Source organism: Spiroplasma endosymbiont of Tiphia femorata (genome assembly GCF_964020225.1).
In the GTDB taxonomy this organism is placed as follows: Bacteria; Bacillota_I; Bacilli_A; order Mycoplasmatales; family VBWQ01; genus Spiroplasma_E.
This window is the reverse complement of sequence record NZ_OZ026544.1, coordinates 1632924-1652096: the sequence shown is the minus strand read 5'-3', so window position 1 is coordinate 1652096 and position 19173 is coordinate 1632924. Positions and strand designations below refer to the sequence as shown.

General features: G+C 24.1%; 17 protein-coding genes. 15 read left to right on the top strand and 2 right to left on the bottom strand.

Going from position 1 to position 19173, the window contains the following annotated elements; translation table 4 throughout:
• Nucleotides 1–11 precede the first annotated feature (11 nt).
• The 6 genes from AACK83_RS10155 to AACK83_RS10130 all read left to right on the top strand — a co-directional run bounded on the left by AACK83_RS10155 (nucleotide 12) and on the right by AACK83_RS10130 (nucleotide 8553).
• A complete protein-coding gene (locus AACK83_RS10155) occupies nucleotides 12–1016 on the top strand; it encodes a hypothetical protein (protein ID WP_338958289.1) in 1005 nt (334 codons plus the stop codon).
• A 191-nt stretch (nucleotides 1017–1207) separates the two neighbouring features.
• Nucleotides 1208–2905: a hypothetical protein gene (locus AACK83_RS10150; protein WP_338958287.1), complete on the top strand. Its 1698-nt coding sequence runs from the start codon at nucleotides 1208–1210 to the stop codon at nucleotides 2903–2905.
• A 3-nt stretch (nucleotides 2906–2908) separates the two neighbouring features.
• Nucleotides 2909–5188 carry a hypothetical protein gene (locus tag AACK83_RS10145; RefSeq protein ID WP_338956685.1) on the top strand — a complete coding sequence of 760 codons (2280 nt, stop codon included), beginning with the start codon at nucleotides 2909–2911 and terminating at the stop codon, nucleotides 5186–5188.
• A 4-nt stretch (nucleotides 5189–5192) separates the two neighbouring features.
• Nucleotides 5193–5315 carry a hypothetical protein gene (locus AACK83_RS10140; RefSeq protein ID WP_255495924.1) on the top strand — a complete coding sequence of 41 codons (123 nt, stop codon included), beginning with the start codon at nucleotides 5193–5195 and terminating at the stop codon, nucleotides 5313–5315.
• 18 nt (nucleotides 5316–5333) lie between these two features.
• On the top strand, nucleotides 5334–6584 hold the full coding sequence (locus tag AACK83_RS10135) for a hypothetical protein (protein ID WP_338958285.1): 1251 nt from the start codon (nucleotides 5334–5336) through the stop codon (nucleotides 6582–6584).
• The gene (locus AACK83_RS10130) at nucleotides 6526–8553 is read left to right on the top strand and encodes a hypothetical protein (protein WP_338958282.1); all 2028 of its coding nucleotides are present in this window, start codon (nucleotides 6526–6528) and stop codon (nucleotides 8551–8553) included. Before AACK83_RS10135 ends, AACK83_RS10130 begins: the two co-directional genes overlap by 59 nt.
• A gap of 79 nt (nucleotides 8554–8632) precedes the next feature.
• Here AACK83_RS10130 and AACK83_RS10125 read toward each other — a convergent pair whose 3' ends face one another.
• Nucleotides 8633–8839: a hypothetical protein gene (locus tag AACK83_RS10125; RefSeq protein ID WP_338956696.1), complete on the bottom strand. Its 207-nt coding sequence runs from the start codon at nucleotides 8837–8839 to the stop codon at nucleotides 8633–8635.
• A 24-nt stretch (nucleotides 8840–8863) separates the two neighbouring features.
• Nucleotides 8864–9274 (bottom strand): hypothetical protein, encoded by a 411-nt coding sequence (locus AACK83_RS10120; RefSeq protein ID WP_338956698.1) that lies wholly within the window; start codon nucleotides 9272–9274, stop codon nucleotides 8864–8866.
• Between the two features lie 298 nt (nucleotides 9275–9572).
• On the opposite strand from AACK83_RS10120, the gene AACK83_RS10115 reads away from it, so the two are divergent.
• The 9 genes from AACK83_RS10115 to AACK83_RS10075 all read left to right on the top strand — a co-directional run bounded on the left by AACK83_RS10115 (nucleotide 9573) and on the right by AACK83_RS10075 (nucleotide 19159).
• Nucleotides 9573–10691, top strand: coding sequence for an Mbov_0401 family ICE element transposase-like protein (locus AACK83_RS10115; protein ID WP_338958279.1), 1119 nt, complete (start codon nucleotides 9573–9575; stop codon nucleotides 10689–10691).
• Between the two features lie 335 nt (nucleotides 10692–11026).
• A complete protein-coding gene (locus tag AACK83_RS10110; protein WP_338958277.1) occupies nucleotides 11027–11965 on the top strand; it encodes a hypothetical protein in 939 nt (312 codons plus the stop codon).
• Nucleotides 11966–11976: 11 nt separating this feature from the next.
• Nucleotides 11977–12882 (top strand): hypothetical protein, encoded by a 906-nt coding sequence (locus AACK83_RS10105; protein ID WP_338958200.1) that lies wholly within the window; start codon nucleotides 11977–11979, stop codon nucleotides 12880–12882.
• Between the two features lie 105 nt (nucleotides 12883–12987).
• Complete coding sequence (locus AACK83_RS10100) at nucleotides 12988–13533, top strand: hypothetical protein (protein ID WP_338958267.1); 546 nt, start codon at nucleotides 12988–12990, stop codon at nucleotides 13531–13533.
• A 47-nt stretch (nucleotides 13534–13580) separates the two neighbouring features.
• Nucleotides 13581–15638 carry a PTS transporter subunit EIIC gene (locus AACK83_RS10095; RefSeq protein WP_338958265.1) on the top strand — a complete coding sequence of 686 codons (2058 nt, stop codon included), beginning with the start codon at nucleotides 13581–13583 and terminating at the stop codon, nucleotides 15636–15638.
• Between the two features lie 102 nt (nucleotides 15639–15740).
• On the top strand, nucleotides 15741–16457 hold the full coding sequence (locus tag AACK83_RS10090; RefSeq protein ID WP_338958263.1) for a hypothetical protein: 717 nt from the start codon (nucleotides 15741–15743) through the stop codon (nucleotides 16455–16457).
• Nucleotides 16458–16485: 28 nt separating this feature from the next.
• Nucleotides 16486–17166, top strand: coding sequence for a DNA alkylation repair protein (locus AACK83_RS10085; protein ID WP_252319372.1), 681 nt, complete (start codon nucleotides 16486–16488; stop codon nucleotides 17164–17166).
• 158 nt (nucleotides 17167–17324) lie between these two features.
• Nucleotides 17325–18839 carry a hypothetical protein gene (locus AACK83_RS10080; RefSeq protein ID WP_338958258.1) on the top strand — a complete coding sequence of 505 codons (1515 nt, stop codon included), beginning with the start codon at nucleotides 17325–17327 and terminating at the stop codon, nucleotides 18837–18839.
• Entirely contained in the window at nucleotides 18818–19159 is a 342-nt protein-coding gene (locus AACK83_RS10075; RefSeq protein ID WP_338958256.1) for a hypothetical protein, read from the top strand. The genes AACK83_RS10080 and AACK83_RS10075 overlap by 22 nt, the downstream gene beginning before the upstream one ends.
• Nucleotides 19160–19173: the final 14 nt, after the last annotated feature.

Genomic DNA, 19173 nt, shown 5'->3' with positions numbered 1-19173 from the left:
GAAGAAATAAAATGTCAGTACCATTTAATCAAAATTTAGACAATACAGAGAGATTAGTAGAAGCACCAGAATTTATAGAGTTTTTTAAAATTTCAAATAGTCCATGGGCAAACTTTTTTCCTACTGAAATTGTTGACTCAGTAAATATTGAGTTTATTTTTAAAAAACCAAAAAAACCGGAAGTAAAAATTATTGCTTGGGATGATAAAAGTAAAAGATATGAATTACCATATGTTGATACAGATAAAATTAGTAAAAAAATAACTAAAAAATATCTTGCAGGAGAAATTATTGCAGATGTAGATTTAAAAGCAAATAATGGACAAAATTTATTAGATAGTATGCAATATGAAGTTGCAAATGATTTAGCAGATAAATTGGCAATTGATGATACACAAGCAATTGCAAAATTTGCTACTAAAATCGATATTGAAGATACAACACCAGTAGACTATTTAAAATCGATGTTATCTGCTTGAAATACTTTGTTTCAATTTAGAAATATTGCAAATAGTAAATTTTTTATTACTAATGGTCTTTATGATAGTTTAGTTTATTTAGCAGATAATAAAGGTTTAATTACCGATAATCAGTTGGCACAACAATTACGTTTAAATGGAAATAATTTATATGTAAAAGGCGTATTATGTGAAATCGTTCTTGATGACTATATGATTTTTACTAATGATAAAAATGAACAACAATTAATGACCTTTGTTTTAGCAACACCAAGAGCGATGAAAAGATACATGATAGAAAATACAGTTATTTATGTAGATTTTATTAAAGATGCTAAAGCAGGAAGAGCATATAAAGTTGCTGGTGAAGTTGTTGGAGAAGCAATCCCATATATTTCTAATAATGAAACAACATCAAGATGAATGTTATGTGGAGTTATTAAAACAGAAAAAAATGATTTAAAAACTAAAATTACAGTTTTAACAACAAATATTACTGCAAATGTTAATAACAATAACAATGAATTAAATACAGAAATAAAAAGTACTAATGAATAAACATTAAATCCTAATTTAACAAATCCAACTATTAAATATTTTAGTGATGCACAAGGAAAAACTAATGTAAGTAATCAAAAACAAAAAGTAGGTGACTTATATATAACTATTACTGCAAATGTTAATGACTTAAATTATAAAGGAACAACAAATCCAATTAAAATAACTCTTAAATAAAGGAAATTAATATCATGCCAATTGGTACAACTAGTACAGCAATACTTTTAAACATAAATAAACCAAAACATACTAGAACAAGTCAACAACAAGAACATAAAAGTTGATGATGAGAAATTTTAGAAATGATTGGTGTACAAGTAATAGCAGTAGCACTTGCTCCTTTTACTGGTGGTTTAAGTGAAAGTATAGCACTTGGATTAGGTGCAAGTGATTTACTTGCTAGTATTAGTGCTGTTGGTGTAGAGTTTTTAACTGATTTTACTATTAATCAAGTTTATGATTATTTAAAAGGAAATGTAACACCATTAAATACTTTTTTTAATATATTACCTGCATTTGTTGGAATTAATAAAATTAGTCGTGGTTATCGTACTACTAAATTTATTAAGTTAGCACAAAAAACTAAAACATTAGAACAAATTGGTGTTAAAGAAGCAAAAAATTTACAAGAAATTATTAGTCAAGTAAGTGGAAAAGAAATTTTAACAGATAAAATCATTGGTAATAAACGTTATTTATTTAATTATAGTTTGGTACCTAATCGTGAAACAATAACACAAAATTTAGGTTATGTTGCTGAAAAACAATTTAAAAATAATTTTAAATCTTTAAAATCACAACAAATAAAAGAATATTTATCATTACAAAATACATTAATAAAATTAAGTCCACAATTAACTCCAAAGTTTAAAATTAAAGATATTGAAAAAGCAAATAACTTTTTAAAAAAATATAATACTGAATTAAAAGAAGTATTAAAAATGAACCAACATGATTGATTAAATTTAGTTCATACAATACATACAGAGAATAGATATGGAAAAACTTTAATTTTAGATTTACAAAAAATTCGTGCTAATGCTATTAAATTTAATTTTAAAAATAGTTCAATTCATAAAATTGTTTTAAATGCAAATAAAATTTTTAAGTATTTTGATATTAGATTTTATTTAAAAAAAGGTTTAAATAAATTTTGAAAAGATACACCATATTTTGAAAAATTACGAGAAAGTATATATAAATTACAAGAAAAATTTGAAAAATTAGAAAAACAAGCATTTGAAAAAATTAATAAATTAAAAGAAAAAGCAACAGATTTATTTACTAGTGCAGAAAAAAGAGCAATTAAACATGCACAATTAATTCCACTAAATTCACCAGTATTTATGGGTTGTAAAATTCAACCTTTATCATTAGACAAATGTGCAATTACTATTTATCATCGTAATCCTAAGTATAAACCAATTACAGTTGTTGATAGTATTCTTAAAGCAAAAACTTTTGTTACTCAAATACATCCATTTCATTGATATCGTTGATATAGTGGTTGATACATTGGTTATGGTGTTAATCGTAATAAATGATTAAAAGCAATAGCATTTGCTCCACCAGTGGTGCAACAAGTAATTAGAGATAGTTTTAAAGTATATAGAGAAATATTTAGAACTATTAGAACTTATCATAAAGTAGTAAATGTTATTAATAATCCTATTGAAAATATTAATAAATCATTTAAAAGTGTTGGTTTAAAATTTTCAGTTAATACTTTATTTGGTACTGGACTATTACATCATTTAGAAAAATTTGCATATAGTCAAGTTGTAGAAAAAGGTAAGAAAAAATTACAAAAAGAAATTATCCATATATCACATAGGAAAACTAAAACAAAAACTAAATATTATAAAAAAGCATTTTTTAAGGAATGATAAATTATGATTAATAAACTTTGAACTGATGTCAGTCTTGAAAATTATAATAACTGATATCCATTAACTGGAAAAATTACAGAAACTCCACCTCAATATATAAATACATGACCTAATGTCAAAGACTGATTTACAACTTTTGCTATTCGCGCTCAAAATGATATTAATGCTTATCTTGATTTTATTTTATCTAAATTTCCTTTTGATAGTTTTAAAGATGAATTAATTAAAGAAACATTAAGAGATATGGTTTATGTAATGGTTGAACATTGAGTATTTAATCGTACACCAATTGAATTTAATGTTGATGCTACTATTCAATTCAATAATGGTACATCATTTAATGCAAGTAGTATTCCTACAATTAATGTTTGAGATTTAGCACCAAGTAGAATGAAAATATGAGCAAGATTAACAGAATTAAAACAAGTATTTTCAAATTATAATCAAGATGAAATAGATATTGAAAAAATTGACTTAAAAGTATTTTATACTAGAAATCAAGTTGATGAATTAATTAAAGAACAAAAAGAATTTACATTATCAAAACAAATAAAATTATATGATGATTTAGTTAATGATAACGAAAATGAGATATATAGGGGTCGTGTTACAAACTTTATAAATAAAGGTTATGTTGCAACTGATTATGACCCAAAAACTGAAACAATGATTTTAGATTGACCTGATGAAATTGGTACATTACCACCAGAAGCATTACAAAATAATCCACAAATTGGTGATTTTACTCATGCTGCGACTGCTGACTTTTCTGCTAAACAACAAAAAAGAATTACTACTAATGAAAATAGTATTAAATTATTAGAAAATAAAGTTGATATTAATAAACAAAATATTGATGATATTAAAAATAATTGATTTAATATTGAAACTAGTCCTTTATGAAAAAAAGTTAAAAATGAAAATATTAAAACAGATATATGATATATTATTGATTGAACATATTATTTTATCGATAGTAAACAACTTATTATAAGTAATAATAAATTAACTAAATCTAATATAAGAATTACTAATCATCAAATAGAAAATAGACAAATAATAATTGAAAAAATTGATGTTAATATTGACAAAGTAATGTTATTATATGATGATAATTTAATAAAATTTATTGTTGCTAATAGCACAAAAAAGTATACACCAATAATTCATAATATATATCAATATCAAGGTACTGGAACACCAACTGAATTTATAGCAGAAGAAAATACTGAACGTGATTATTACACAAAACTAGAAACTAATAATTTATTAGATAAAAAACAAGATAAATTAATTGCAGGTACTAATATAACTATTGATGAAAATAATAAAATTAGTGCTAGTGGTGGTAAAATCGATTTAACTGATTATTATAAAAAAGAAGAAGTAGATAAAAAATTAGAAGACACAGAAAAAAAGTTTCCAGTAGCATTTCAATTGAATGCTGTAAGTCAAGAAATCCCTAATTTAGAAACTATTAATAAAACTGTTGCTGGTGCTATTAATGAAAATAAAGCAAATATTGATAAAAAACAAGATAAAGAAATATGAAAAGTAATAAGTAAAAGTAAAAATAATCGTGAATGAGATACGTTTGAAATTAATTTTAATACTGTATATAGAGTAATTATAACATTAGATGAATTACCAGTAAATCAAGCAAATATAAAGCATAAAGTAGAATTTAAAACTGGTAATTATTTAGGTGGAGATTATTTACTTGCAAAATTTAAAATTAAAGATGAAGATGTAATATTAACTTTAACTGTTAGAGAAAGTAGTTTTAATTGTAGTTTATATTTAAAAGGTGGAGATATTAATTATGGTGCTATTCTTTCATTAGAAGAATTACAAAATACAATTAAAGTTGATGTTACACCAAAAATAAAAATTAATTCAAAAAGTTTAGAAACAAATGAAGTTGAAGAAAATTGTTGAGATATTGAATTACCAGATAATCCAACACCAAGTCCAAATAATCAACAATGAAAAGATGTAGGAACAAGAGAAAAAAATAAATGAGATAATTGACAAATTACTTATGATTTTATAGTTAATAAACATTATAGAGTTTATTATTCTTGAAGTATATATAATCCAGTTTATACTATTCAAGAATTTATTATAACGGATAACAAAATTGCTGGTGTACCAATACAAACCTTTAATGATAGTGTTAATATAGTAATTTTATCAGTTCAACATGCTAAATTGATTACTATTTATAGTGGAAAAGGTAATTTAAAAGGTAATGTATGAAAATTAGAAGAATTACAGGAATAATATTATGTTTTTTAAAATTATAAAAATTATTTTAGGTTTAATTGGAGTAATTCTATCATCAGCAACTGCTGGTTTAATTATATTCATTATTGTAAAAATTATATTAAAAATTAATCAAATATTTTAAAGAAAGGTGGTGAATATTATGCTAAGTTTATTTAAAAGAAAAGAAAAAAATAATATTAATGATAATCAAAGTGAAAAATTAAAATTTTTAACTAATAAAAATAAAAGTATACATGCTTCTATTTTAAATTATTTTGGTTTTAATGATTTTAACCATGAAACTTATTTTACTGATTTTGTAGCAGAAAATAATGCTAATTTATATAATGCTCCATTAGAAATTAATAATGAAACTATTACACAATATTTAATGCAACAAGAATTTTATCGTAAAAATTGAAATTCTATTTTTAAATTAAGCAAATTAGGAATTAGTGGTTATTTAATTTATATTGCTAATGATAATTTATATTTTCAAGTAGTAGATATCCAACAAAGAGTTTATGATATTACAGGTAAATTAATTGAATGTACTATTTTTTATGATAATTATGAACAAAATGCACAAACAGTAAGATTATTTGAAATTTATACATTAAATAATAAACAAGTAACAATTAATCGTGCAATTTATAGTATTAATGATACTAAAAAACAAACTAAATTAGATTTTAAATCATACATTAATAATCCTAATTTATCACAAGAACAAACATTAAACATTAATTATATACCAATAGCAATTATGCGAAATAAAGCAAATGAGTTAGCAGATTGTGATAAAGTAATGGATAAAATTAAAGCACTAGATGTTATTTATGAACAAATTGTTTTAGATTGTATTTTAAACTCACCGAAGTTTATTTTTGACCAAACTTATGGTAATGTTCAATCTTCAATGGAAGAAGCAGTAAGAATATTAGTTACTAAAAACTATATTTGAAAAACTACTGGTGATAATAATGAAAAAAATGAAAATATTAATATGACAAGCAGTAATTTTAAAGGTAAAAACTTAACTGATATCTACGATTGAAATGTTAATGAAATATTTAAACGTTGTGGTATTCACATTCCAAGTCAAAAAAAATCAGCACAACAATCAGTTCCCGAAAGTACAGCTGTAAATATTTCAACCATTAATTATATTGAACAAAAATTATGACAATTTAATATTGATATTCTTAAATTTATTCAATTATTAGTAAGTGTTGATAAAGATTTATTAATTAGTAAAACATTTAATATTAATGATGAACAAGAAATTAATAATTTAACAGTTAAATTAAAATTATTTAATCCCAAAAATAACCAATTAATAGGAGAAAACAATGGACAACCAAGACAACAAACCACAAACCAAGTTTCCACAGAAACAAAAGCAAACTAAACTTAATCAAGCAGATGTAGAAAATGATTACTTAATAGATAATATCCCTTATGATTTTACTAATATGATGCGTGCAACTAGTGACCCTGATATTAATAGAGCATATGATGAATTTAAAAAAAGAACAATTTATATTTATGAAATTGCACGTTTATTTAAAAATAATGAAAATAATAGTTTAAAATTTTCAGCAAATACTATTAAAATAGGTTTTATTGATATTGATAAAGTATTAAAAACTACTGCTGTTGAAACATCAGACTTTACTATGCAATTAAATCAAAGAGCAAGTACTAATATTAATGATAATACTATTGAATATAGTATGACTGATATTAAAAATTTAATATTTCAAGAAATAAATTTATTAAATCAATTTAAGTTATATGCAGTTAGTATTAATGAACCATTAACTGAAAATAATATTGATAATTTATATATCATTAATAATTATTCACAACCTTATCAAAATCCAAAAACTAGAAGTACTAAAAGTATAACTATTATTAAAATTAAAGATTTTAAAACAAGAGATGGTTATCCAATTATTATTAAATTACAAAAACCATTAGACAAAGATATCAAAGTTACTGGTTTAAAAATTAAAGCACCTAGAAGTATGATTTTCGGTAATATAAAGGTACTTGGTGAAGTTGACAATATGGAAGTATACCCAAAGTTATTTGTCAAAGATAAGATAGCATTTCCACTGTTATCAATGCCTATTGAAACTCAACCAAAAGTTAGAATATTACAACAATGATTTAGTGAACAAATATTACCATGAAATTTAGCAAAGCAATTTATAGGACAAGAAAAATCAGTTTTAGATTTAATTGCTATTGGTGGTGGAACTGAAACAAGAAAAGAAATTATTAATAACGCAAGAGTAACTAATGCTTGATTGGGATATGAAATGGGTACTGTTTGAAATGGTCAGTGACCATTGAAGAAAGAAAAGGAATTAAAAGATAAAGAAGTTTGAAATTTCCCAGCTGAAAGCCAATTTTATCAATATGTTGCAACCAATAACAGATTTGACGATATAGAAATTGAAATACAAGATACGCCAACAGTTGATAGTTTACAAAAAGTATTATTAGATATGCTAACTTATACATATAATTATAATAGAAATTTTGTTGGTTTTACTCCTGATAATTTAAAAACTAAAATTGCAACGTTAAGAGCAAAATTTGAAGGACAAAAACCCGAAGAAGTAATAACTAACTTATTTAAACAATGAAAATTGGATTATCCAAATTATATAAATTTACCACAAGTTCATATTTTTAAGAAACTAGTAATTATGTTATCAAATAATATTTATTCAATTATGTCAATTAATAAAGGTTTAAACGATGATAATAAAATTTTATTACCTTATTATTTTGAATTAAAATCAAATCCAATACATCCTAGTAGTGAAGATATTTGAGAATTTAAAGATGTAAAAGTAATATTAAAATCTCATTATTTTGATTTTACAGATATTAATAATATTAAATTAAAAAGTAATGATATTAGCCAAAATGAATTATTTAGATTAGATGATAATCAATTTAATTGATTATCTATAACAAATGAACTAGAAAGTAATAATATACCTTCATTAGTTCCTGCTGATTGAACGCTTGGTAATGGTGAATATGGTAAGTATTTTACAAGATTAATTATTGATAAGATTAAAATTGAAAATGCTTTAAATTTATATGGTTCAAATAAATCTCAATTATTTTCTAAATTAGAATTTTATAAAGAAATATCACAAATTAATAATGATAATGAATTAGAATTACAAATTGAAAATCCGATTAATAATTTAAATCGAATTGAAATTAGTGGAATATTCGGTGCTGGAAGTTATGATTTAATTTTAATTACTGATAAACAAGAAATTAATTTAAAAAATATTAATTTATTTGATAAATATAACGAAAATATTTCTTATATAAATTTAGAAATTTAATTTCAAAAATATCCTTTTGGATAAGTGCCATTTCATACTATATCATCTTTTTTTTCGGGTTTATTATTAAAGTATAGTCTTATTTTATTAGCCCCCCCACATTTTCTTCTCATATTGTAGTATTACCTCAAACTGCTGTGTGGTCATTATTTAAAAAATACTTTAATTCGCTAGTTTTATTTTGTGCTATTGAACCAATTATTAAACCAGTTACTCCACTTACTGCACCAGTTAGTGCTAATGCTAATGTTATTTTACTTAAATTTGTTTTTATTCATGTTTTCATATTAAATTACTCCTTTTTTAAATTTTATAAAACTGTACGACTATTTGAGCAATAATTACTTTTTTCATCAGTTTGAATTTGATTATTATTTATACTATTTACTCATTTTTGACAATTTTCATTTTTTCATTTTTTTTCAAAAAATAAATCTCATTTTATAATCACTTTTTTAAGTTTATTTATTTTTTCATTTAATTGCATAATTTTGATTCTATTTTCTTTGTTTTTATTAATTTTTCCAAAAGTAAAAATTGTAATAAAAAAATTTTTTATTTTTGGTTCTTTTTTAATTTTTATTATTTCATTATTCATATCAGTAATTGTACTTTTTGCAAGTTCAATTTTTTCTTTAAATATTTGTTCAGTTGTTTCTCTTGAATTTGCCTTTTCTAAAAAATTAAAAATTCAATTATATTCTTCTTCAATAATATTCATTATTTTAATTACTCCTTTTTTCTTAATTTTATTTCTAAATTGTACTATTTTTGATTATTTTTACAAGTATGCTTTTAAATGCAAAATAAAACTTAAATTAAAGGCGTTTATTTTATGATACCTATACTATTAATTATATTGAAATTGTTTATTATATTTTAAATATGAAAGTCGTTTTTTAAAAAGTTTTGATTTAATTTTAAATTACACTTATATATGTTTATAATAAAAAAGTAAATTAATTTTTTAAATATATTTACAATAAATTTAAAATTTAAAAAAAGTTAGGAGAAAAAATATGAGTTTTAATTATTTATGAACTTTAAAAGAAGCAACAAAAAGAATGTATCAATCATTTAGAGATGATGTAAAAAATCAATGAGAAAAAACAGATTGAAGAATCTTAAAAGAAAGAGATAGAAAATATATCCCCGTTAAAATTAAAACAAGAACTAGAAATACTATCAATGGTCTTGTTACTTATAAATGTCGTGATTATAAATATTATGATGAACAATTAAAAAAATGAGTTCCTATTTGTTTATTAGATGAAAAATTGCAATTACCTAAATACAAAAGGACTTGTCAAGATATCAAAAATAATGTTATTGAACATTTTGCAGATGGAAAAAGGTATATTGACATTTTACATACTATGAAACAAACAAAATTTAGCACAACAAGTATTAGTAGATTATTTCAAGAATATCAAGTTAGTAAATTAGATGTTCCTAAAATAAAATTAGAACCAAATCAATTTATTTATATTAGTATTGATGATAGACATCGAAAGTTTTGAAAATTTAAACGAAATTCTGGTAAATATTCAATGCGTTTAGTGTTATTTTGTACAGATAATGTTAATCATAAATTAGTTAATAAAAGAGTAGATGTAATAATAAGACCAACAAAAACAGCAATTGGAGTTCAAAAAACTGCTGAATTTATTTTAGAACAAGGAAATAGATTTTTTGAAAATTTTGACCAAGCAAAAATCATTATTTGTGGAGATAGTGCAGAATGAATTAAAGATGTTGCTAATTATTTAGATGCACAATTTGTTTTAGATAAATTCCATTTAGTTAAAAAGTTGTATGTAGGAATTATTGCTGGAAACAAAGGAAAATATTTTGAAGAATATAATACTTGTAGAAACTTTATTGAAAATGGTCAATATGATGAATTAATAAAGTATATGAATGAAATATTAAAAAATCATAAAAAATTAAAAAAACAATATTTTAAAAATAATAAACAAGGAATTGAAAATCAAGGTGCAAAATGAAATATTGGTACTTTTGCTGAAAGTAATATTTGATATATTTTAAAAGAAATGCTTGGTAATAGAACATATAGCATAGATATTTATATTAAAATGGTTATTTTTAAGTGTAATCTTGTAAATTCCAAAACATAATCAAAATTTTTATTTTTATTAAAATATTAAAAACTTATTAATTAAAAGTTAATAAGAATTTTTGTTGTGTATTTATATTAAATTTTCTTATTGATTTTTTAATATTTGTATTTTAATTGAAATTAATTTAATTTAGTAGTAATATTTACTTACAATTGCATATAATTACAATTATTTCTTGTCTATAATTTTAAAGAAATGTTTAAAAAGTAATTATATCCTCCGTTTTTGTTACCGTCCCAATATTTTTTGTTGTAAATACTTCTGTTCAAGCACCAACTAGTTTAATTGTTTCAAATGACCCTAATGTTGTTAATTATGATATTACAAAAGAAATGGTTAAACACGTTAAGTATAATGATTTTAATGATTGAGCAACAATTCCATGAAATTCTGCTTATTTTGACATTGACCAACCGGATTTAAAATTAGTTAGTGGTGAATATATTGGTAATCAGGGTACTTATATATGTTCTTATTATAGTGATACAGTTGGTGTTCCAAAACAACAGATAAATATGGGGTCTGGCGTTTATACTTTTAATAGAAAACAATTGGATGAATTTTCACGTATTATGTTTAATCATAATTATGTTTCAGAAAAGAATACTAATCATTTGAATTTTGTTAATAACGATAGGAGAGTTATAAATTTTCAAACACAGTTAAATTTTGAAATTGATAAACCTTTGAGTTTTTATATTCAAGGATTTATGTTTTATTTTGAATATGAACGTTTTAAAACTTTTACTGCTAATTTTACTTTTAGTTTTTTAGATTATGTTGGTGATACAAAGTATGTTTTTAAAGGTAAGGTTGATAATAATATTTATCAGCAACATTTATATAATTTTGTTACTTTGCCTATTCGTGTACCAAATTTAAAACATTTAACAGTATTTTTTGATGTTCACGGCGATTCATATTCTTATATGTCACCACAGTTAAATCTTGGTCAAGTTAATATTTTTTCAAGTGAAAAAGTTATGCCAGTTCCACCAAATAGTCCTTTTAACCCTGAGTATGAGCGTGTTAGTTGATATGATGTTTTTGGTCATTTGCGTAATGCTTTTAGATGAGTACTTTATGGTGTTGTTGGTAAAGTTTTACCAGTTGAACCATTAAGAGAATTTTTTACTAAACTTGATGGATTATTGAGACGTATTTTTGATGATACTATTAGTTCTGTTTTAAATGTTGATTTTACTAGTGGTTTAGAACAAGTTTTAACTTTATGAGTATTTTTAAAAGCAGTAGGATTTTTAGTTGGTTAGGAGTTGAAATAATGCCTTGATATGGTTATTTCCTTTTAGGAATTTTATTATTAATAATACTATATCCATTTTTAATAACTAGAAAAAATATAAAGATATTACAACGTGTAGGTAGTTATATTATTTCAGCACCACCACGTACTGGTAAATCTGCCCTTGCTTGTTGTTTAGCACAAAAACATAAGGGTAGGGTAGTTAGTCCTATTCCTATTAAAGTACGTAATGAATATAGTTATCGCTGTTCTTATGATGATGTTTTTAAGTTTAATCAATTAAATAGTAATTATGCTTTTAAAGAGAATGATATGCTTGTTTTTGATGAATTAGGTTTAAAAATTAATAGTAATGATTTGTCACCCGAATTTAAAGAAACACAGGAAAGTTTAGGAATGTTTTGTAAATTGATAGGTCATAATTTTAATGGAATTATGTATATGATTGAACAACACCCCGATAGAATACCAAAACAAGCACGTGAAAAAGTAGAGTATATTGTTCAAGTTAAAAGAATGCGTATTTTATTATTTTTAGTTAAGTTTAAACTTAATATTTATACTAATGTTGATGATTATAATAAAATTGTTTTATCTAAAAGACAAACAAAGCGAATAATTAAACGTGGTGGATTACCACCCAGTTATAGTGGTGAAACTATGACTTTTAGTTTATGATTTCCTAAGTCTTATTTACAAAGATATAATAGTCGTGCTTTAAATTATATTCATTCGTTAAAGAGTGAATTAAGTAGTGTTAAAGACTATGAACAGTCACAAGCATTAGATTTTACTGTTGATGATATTAAAGCAGTAGGATTAGATAAGTTGGATAATATATTACAGACTGAAAAGAAAGAAACTAAAAATACTGTATGTCGTGCTTGTTATTATAGAAATAAACATTCTAACAAAAATAAATAAAGATGCTAAAATAAATTCATAAACTTAATATAAGTTTTTAATTCATTATTTTATTTTAAAAATAAATGAGTTTTTTATTTTGAAAAAGAAAGGTGATTAAATTATGTGAAAAAAAATGAACAATATAAGGAATTTAATGATAAAGCTAAAGCTCAAAAAAAAGAAGATATGAAGAAATATAATGAGTTTCAACAAGAAAGGAAAAAAGAAGAAAAAAAAATAAAAGAAAAGCTAAAAAGAGCTGAAAAAGAAGCAAGAGTCAAAGAAGAATGAGAAAAAAGAGACCGTGAAAGAAGAAAAGCAGAAGAACAAAAAGCTCATGAAAAAGCCTGAGAATGTGAACAGAAGGAACGTATAAGAAGAGAACAACAACGAATGGAATTACAAAAAAAAGAAGAAGACAGAAGACTTAAAAAAGAAATTGAAAAACAAATGCAAGAATTAAAAATAAAATCAGAAAAAAAAGAAAATTTTGATAAATTTTCAAAAAAACAAATCCATTTTTATAAAAATTATAGTATTTTGAAAAATTTAAACCTATATTATTGGTCGGAGCCAACCAGAACCTTGGTTGGTTGGCCGCGGGGTTTAGCCCCGCTGGGGTGAGTTGCGAAGCAACGAGGGGCAAAGCCCCCCTATTACTTGGTATAGAATAAAATTCTCATCTGTATAGAACAATATAGAATGGAGGTGAGAAAATGAGTAAATTTTTTCATAGTAAACAAACAACTCCTGAGGATAAGAAAAATCCTAGTTTTACTTTTAAAGGAACTTTTAATAAATTAGGTGGCAAAATGTTTGGTAAAATGCAAAACTTATCAAGAGCCATTGTTTTACCAATAGCCACATTACCAATAGCTGGCTTATTGTTAGGAATTGGTGGTGGAGTTGCTAGTGCTTTAAAGCAATTACCTAATCATGATAGTCTTGTTGGTATTATTAATATTTTTTCAATTATGCAATCAGCTGGAAACGTTGTTTTTGCTAATTTAGGATTGATTTTTGCTATTTCTATTGCTTTTGGTTTTGCAAAAGCTAGTAAAGGTGTAGCTGCTCTTTCTGGATTTATTACTTTTATTGTTATGACTTCAGTTATTAGTGGCATGTTTTTTTGAAATCCTAAAACAGGAATGTTGGGATTTGATCCATGAGGTTTAGGTGAAGGTGCAAAGATTACTCCAGAAAGTGGTAAATCTTCTGGTTTATTTTCTTCTGTCTTAGGATTATTTCCTACGTTTGATACTTCAGTTTTAGGTGGCATTCTTGTTGGTTGATTAGTATCAGTTGTTCATAATCATTCATACAATATTCGTATGCCAAGAGTATTAGCTTTTTTTGGTGGTGAACGTTTTGTGCCAATTTTAGCTGTTTTTGTTGGAATAGGAATGGGATTAGCTTTTTTCTTTATTTGACCAATGTTATTAATTGCTTTTAGAGAAATTGGTAATGGCTTAGCAGCTGGTATGAATACAGGTCAACTTACTGATGGACAGTTAACTGGTGATAATTTTCATCCAACAGTTGGTGGAGCATTTATTGCAATGTTTTTTGGAATTACTGAACGTTTATTAATACCAACAGGATTGCATCACGTTCAATATGCACCTTTCTGATATACTGGAATTGGTGGTACGTGAACTAATGGATCTGACACATTTGTAGGAGCGTACAATATTTTCTTTGGACAATTTGCTTCTAATGCAGTAGGACACATGAATCAAACACCAGGAACAATGTTTATGAGTGGGCGATTTGCATATATGCAATATGGTTATCCATTTGCAGCGCTTGCTATGTGAATGTTAGCACGACCAGAAAATAAAAAAATGGTTGGTGGTATTTTAGGATCTGCTGCTCTAACTTCTTTCTTAACAGGAGTTACAGAACCATTGTTGTTTTCATTCTTATTTGTAGCACCATTATGTTTTGTTTTCCATGCATTTATGGCAGGAATTAGTTTTATGATGGCGTATTTATTAAATATAGTTGTTGGTCAAGGTTTTGCTGCTGGATTTATTGACTTTTCTTTCTTTGGAATATTACCAAGTATTCTTGGTAAAGAAACAGGCTTCTATTGAGTATTTGCTACTGGATTAATTATGGCACCTGCTTATTTCTTTGGGTTCTATTACATTATTAAGTGAAGAAATTACAAAACTTTAGGTCGTGAAGAAGGAGAATTAGCAACCAACTTAGCTTTACAAAGTGTTGAAAGTTCTTTAGATAAGTCTTCAAAAAAAGGTAGAACAAAAGTAGAAAATTTATTACTTGGACTTGGTGGAGCATTAAATATTATTGATGTTAACGCTAAAGATAAAGTATTAGTTGCAACTTTAAAAGATGCAAATATTTATTCAAAAGCTTTATTAAGATTAAGTGGAACTAAAAATATTAAAGTAATTGCCAATAAAGTTGAAATTACTTATCTTGATGGTGCAGAGTCTATTCATAAAACTTTACAAGCAGAAATGACAAAGAAACAAACATTAACACCTGATACTAATAAAGATAAAAATAATGATATGTTAGAAAATATTTTTAAAGGTCTTGGTGGACGAAGTAATGTTAAATTATTAGACAATTGTGCTACAAGATTGCGTGTTACAGTTTTTGATGAAACTAAAGTTGATGATAATATTTTAAAATCAACTGGTGCAGTTGGTATCTTTAAAAAAGGTACAGCTATTCAAGTAATTTATGGGCCACAAGTAGGTAATATTAAAAATGATTTATTAAAAACTTGAACTCCAAAATAAACTATTACTAAAATATAAAAATGAGCAACTTTTTAAGTTGTTCATTTTTTAGTTTTAGTTACGGATAATGTTAAAATTATGATATAGGATGGAGGGAAAACTATGTTTTTTGATGATGATGAAGAAAAGTTAGAAGAAGCTAGGTATGAAGAAATACAAACAAATATACAAAATTTAACATTAACAATTGATGTTAATATTGTTGTTAAAGATTTATTTAAATATATTAAATTAAAATGTACACAAAAAATTAGAATTATGGATATATTAGCATTGTTTTTATCAATATTTTCAATAATTCTTTCAATATTATTAACTGTTATTGATAAAACTGATCAAAAAATTAGTTTTGAACTTCGAAAATTATTGTATGGGGTAAATATATTTAAAGATTTAACAGTGGTAATGGTATTAGTAATTGCATTATTTATGATTATTTATGAGATTAAATATTGAATTAAACAAAATAAGCAATTCAAATCTTTTTATGCAGCAAATGCTGATTTTACACCCGAAGAAATTGTTTCGGAACTAATGGATCTTAATAATATTTTTAGTTTTAAGCATTGAAATGAAATTTCATTCCATATTAAATACTATAAAAAATGTAAATCATTTAAACGACATGCAATTTTAATCGCTATTTTGGATTATTATCAATTGCCAATTAATAAATGAAATTTAATGTATTTAAATCAAACAATTAATTATTTAAATAAAAAACATTTTCGTCATATTCTTAGATTATGCATATTTAGTTGTTTAGCAATAATAATGATTATTTTAATGAGTACTTTCCCTTCAATATTTTTAAGATAAAATATTTTATATAGATAGAAAGGTATATATGGAAAAATTTAATGAAGAAATAAAAATATTAACGACAATTTTTATTAATAATGCTAATATCAATACTAAAATTAAACAAGAAAAATTTTTAATCAATAATTTTGAATTTTATGGAATTTTAACTAGTAAACGAAAACCATTAGTAAAATTATTTTTAAATAAATGAAATAAAAATTTATCGTTAGTAAATAAAAAACAGTTATTTGAAACATTATATTTACAAAAAAATCGTGAATTTCAATATACAGCAATGGAATTTTTAAATCTTTGATGAAAGAAAAACTTAAGTTTTAATGACTTAGATTGGCTTTTATCGATAATTAAACATAATATTTGATGAGATACTACTGATTATTTTGATAATATTATTGGTGTTCTTATATTTAGCAATAATAATATTAGTGTTAGAGATCAATATTTATTTAAGTTAATAAATGATAGTAATTTTTGAATTCAAAGAATAGCAATTCAATCACAATTAATGTTTAAAGAAAATACTGATTTTAATTTACTATTTGCGTTAATTAAGCCATTGTTATTAACAACAAATTTTTATCTAATACGTTCTATTGGTTGAGCATTGCGTAATGCCAAACGAGTTAATTCACAAAAAATTAATGATTTTATTAAAATTAACAATGTTAGTCAAAAAATAATTGTTGTTATTGATGAACATTAAAATTAAAATTGCTTATAAATAATATTTATAATAATATTCTTAAAATAGTGTAAGATTCACTTAATAGATAGAGAAAAATATTAAAATATAAATATAAGTTTTTGACCTATTTACTTTATTTTAAAGTAAATGGGTTTTTATTTGGAAAGGAAAAGCACATGCCTAATAATTATTCATTGATTGTTAAACCTCTTTTACAAGAAGAACCTATCATTAATAGTAATATTTCATTTTTTAAGACTTTACAAGTAGAATCTAGTACAACAATGATTTCAATAATACCTTCAATAAAAATATCAATTTTAACAGATCATGAAATAAAAGCTTTATCTAAATATCAAATTCAATCATTGCTACCAGAACAAATCCCACTTTTTACAGCAGAACAAATTAAATCATTTAGACCCAAACAAATTCAATGATTTTGATTATGACAAATTCAGTCATTTACAAAAAAACAGATTGCATCATTTACGCCAGAACAAATTCCGTATTTAACATATGAACAAATCCCAATTTTTACACCAGAACAAATCCTTGCGTTTACACCATTGCAAATTTCTGTATTTACGCCAGAACAAATTCCTCTTTTTACAATCGAACAAATCCCTACGTTTACACCGTTGCAAATTTCTGCTTTTACAAAAGAACAAATTCCAGAATTTACAGAAAAACAGATTGCATCATTTACGCCAGAACAAAAACAAATTTTTACATTAGAGCAGCGTAAATTTTTTGGAAGAAAAATAATTTCAACTTTTAATAAACAAAAAAATAATTCATCAATAATTGAACAAGTTGTATCATTTACATCAGAACAAATTCAATCTTTTACGTTATCACAAATTCAGTCATTGACAAGAGAACAAGTTGTATCATTTACATCAGAACAAATTCAATCTTTTACGTTATCACAAATTCAGTCATTGACAAGAGAACAAGTTGTATCATTTACAGAAAATCAAATCAAGGCGCTTACTCCTATTCAGATTCAAGCATTTTTGCCGTTGCAAATTCCGTATTTTAGTGAAAAACAAGTTGTATCATTTACAGAAAATCAAATCAAGGCGTTTACTCCTATTCAGATTCAAGCATTGACGCCTATACAAATTAGGTCATTTAATGTTACACAAATTCCATATTTTACATTTATTCAAATTCCATCATTTATGCCATGACAAATTCAGTCCTTAACAAAAGAGCAAATTTCATTGTTTTTACCATCACAAATTACGGCTTTTACTCCTAGCCAGATTCAATCATTTTTGGCTATTCAAATTGCATCATTTACAAAAGAACAAGTTTCATCATTTTTGCCATCACAAATTGGGTTTTTACCAAAGAACAAATTCAAGAGTTGACAATGGAACAGATTCAATCATTGACATGATTACAAATTAAGTCTCTTACATCTATTCAAATTCAGTCGTTTAAGTTATCGCAAATTCAATCATTTTTACCAATTCAAATTGCAGCTTTTACCAAAGAACAAATTCAATCTTTTATGTTATCACAAATTCAATCATTGACAGAAAATCAAATTTCATTTTTTACAAAAGAGCAAATTTCTTGATTTACAGAAAAGCAAATTTCATCATTTACAGAACAACAAATTCCATACTTTACAAAAGAGCAGATTCAATAGTTGACAATGGAACAGATTCAATCTTTAATAGGCCAACAAATTCAATCGTTTACAAAGGAGCAAATTCCATTTTTTACAGATATGCAAATTCAATGGTTTAGAGCTGACCAACGTAAATTTTTTAAAGTAATAAGAATTCCAATTATTAATAAACTAAAAACTAGTTCATTAATAATTAAAGAAAATCAAATTTTTGTAGAAGAGAAAATTAGAAAAAAAAATAATCAATGAAGTTTAAAAAAAATTTGATTTTTAGTTATTAGTTTTTTTTCACAACAACTTCAATATTTAGTTTATTTTATATTTTTAAAAAAAATAAAAATCAACTTAGAAAAAAAATCAAATTAAAAAAAGAAGATAAT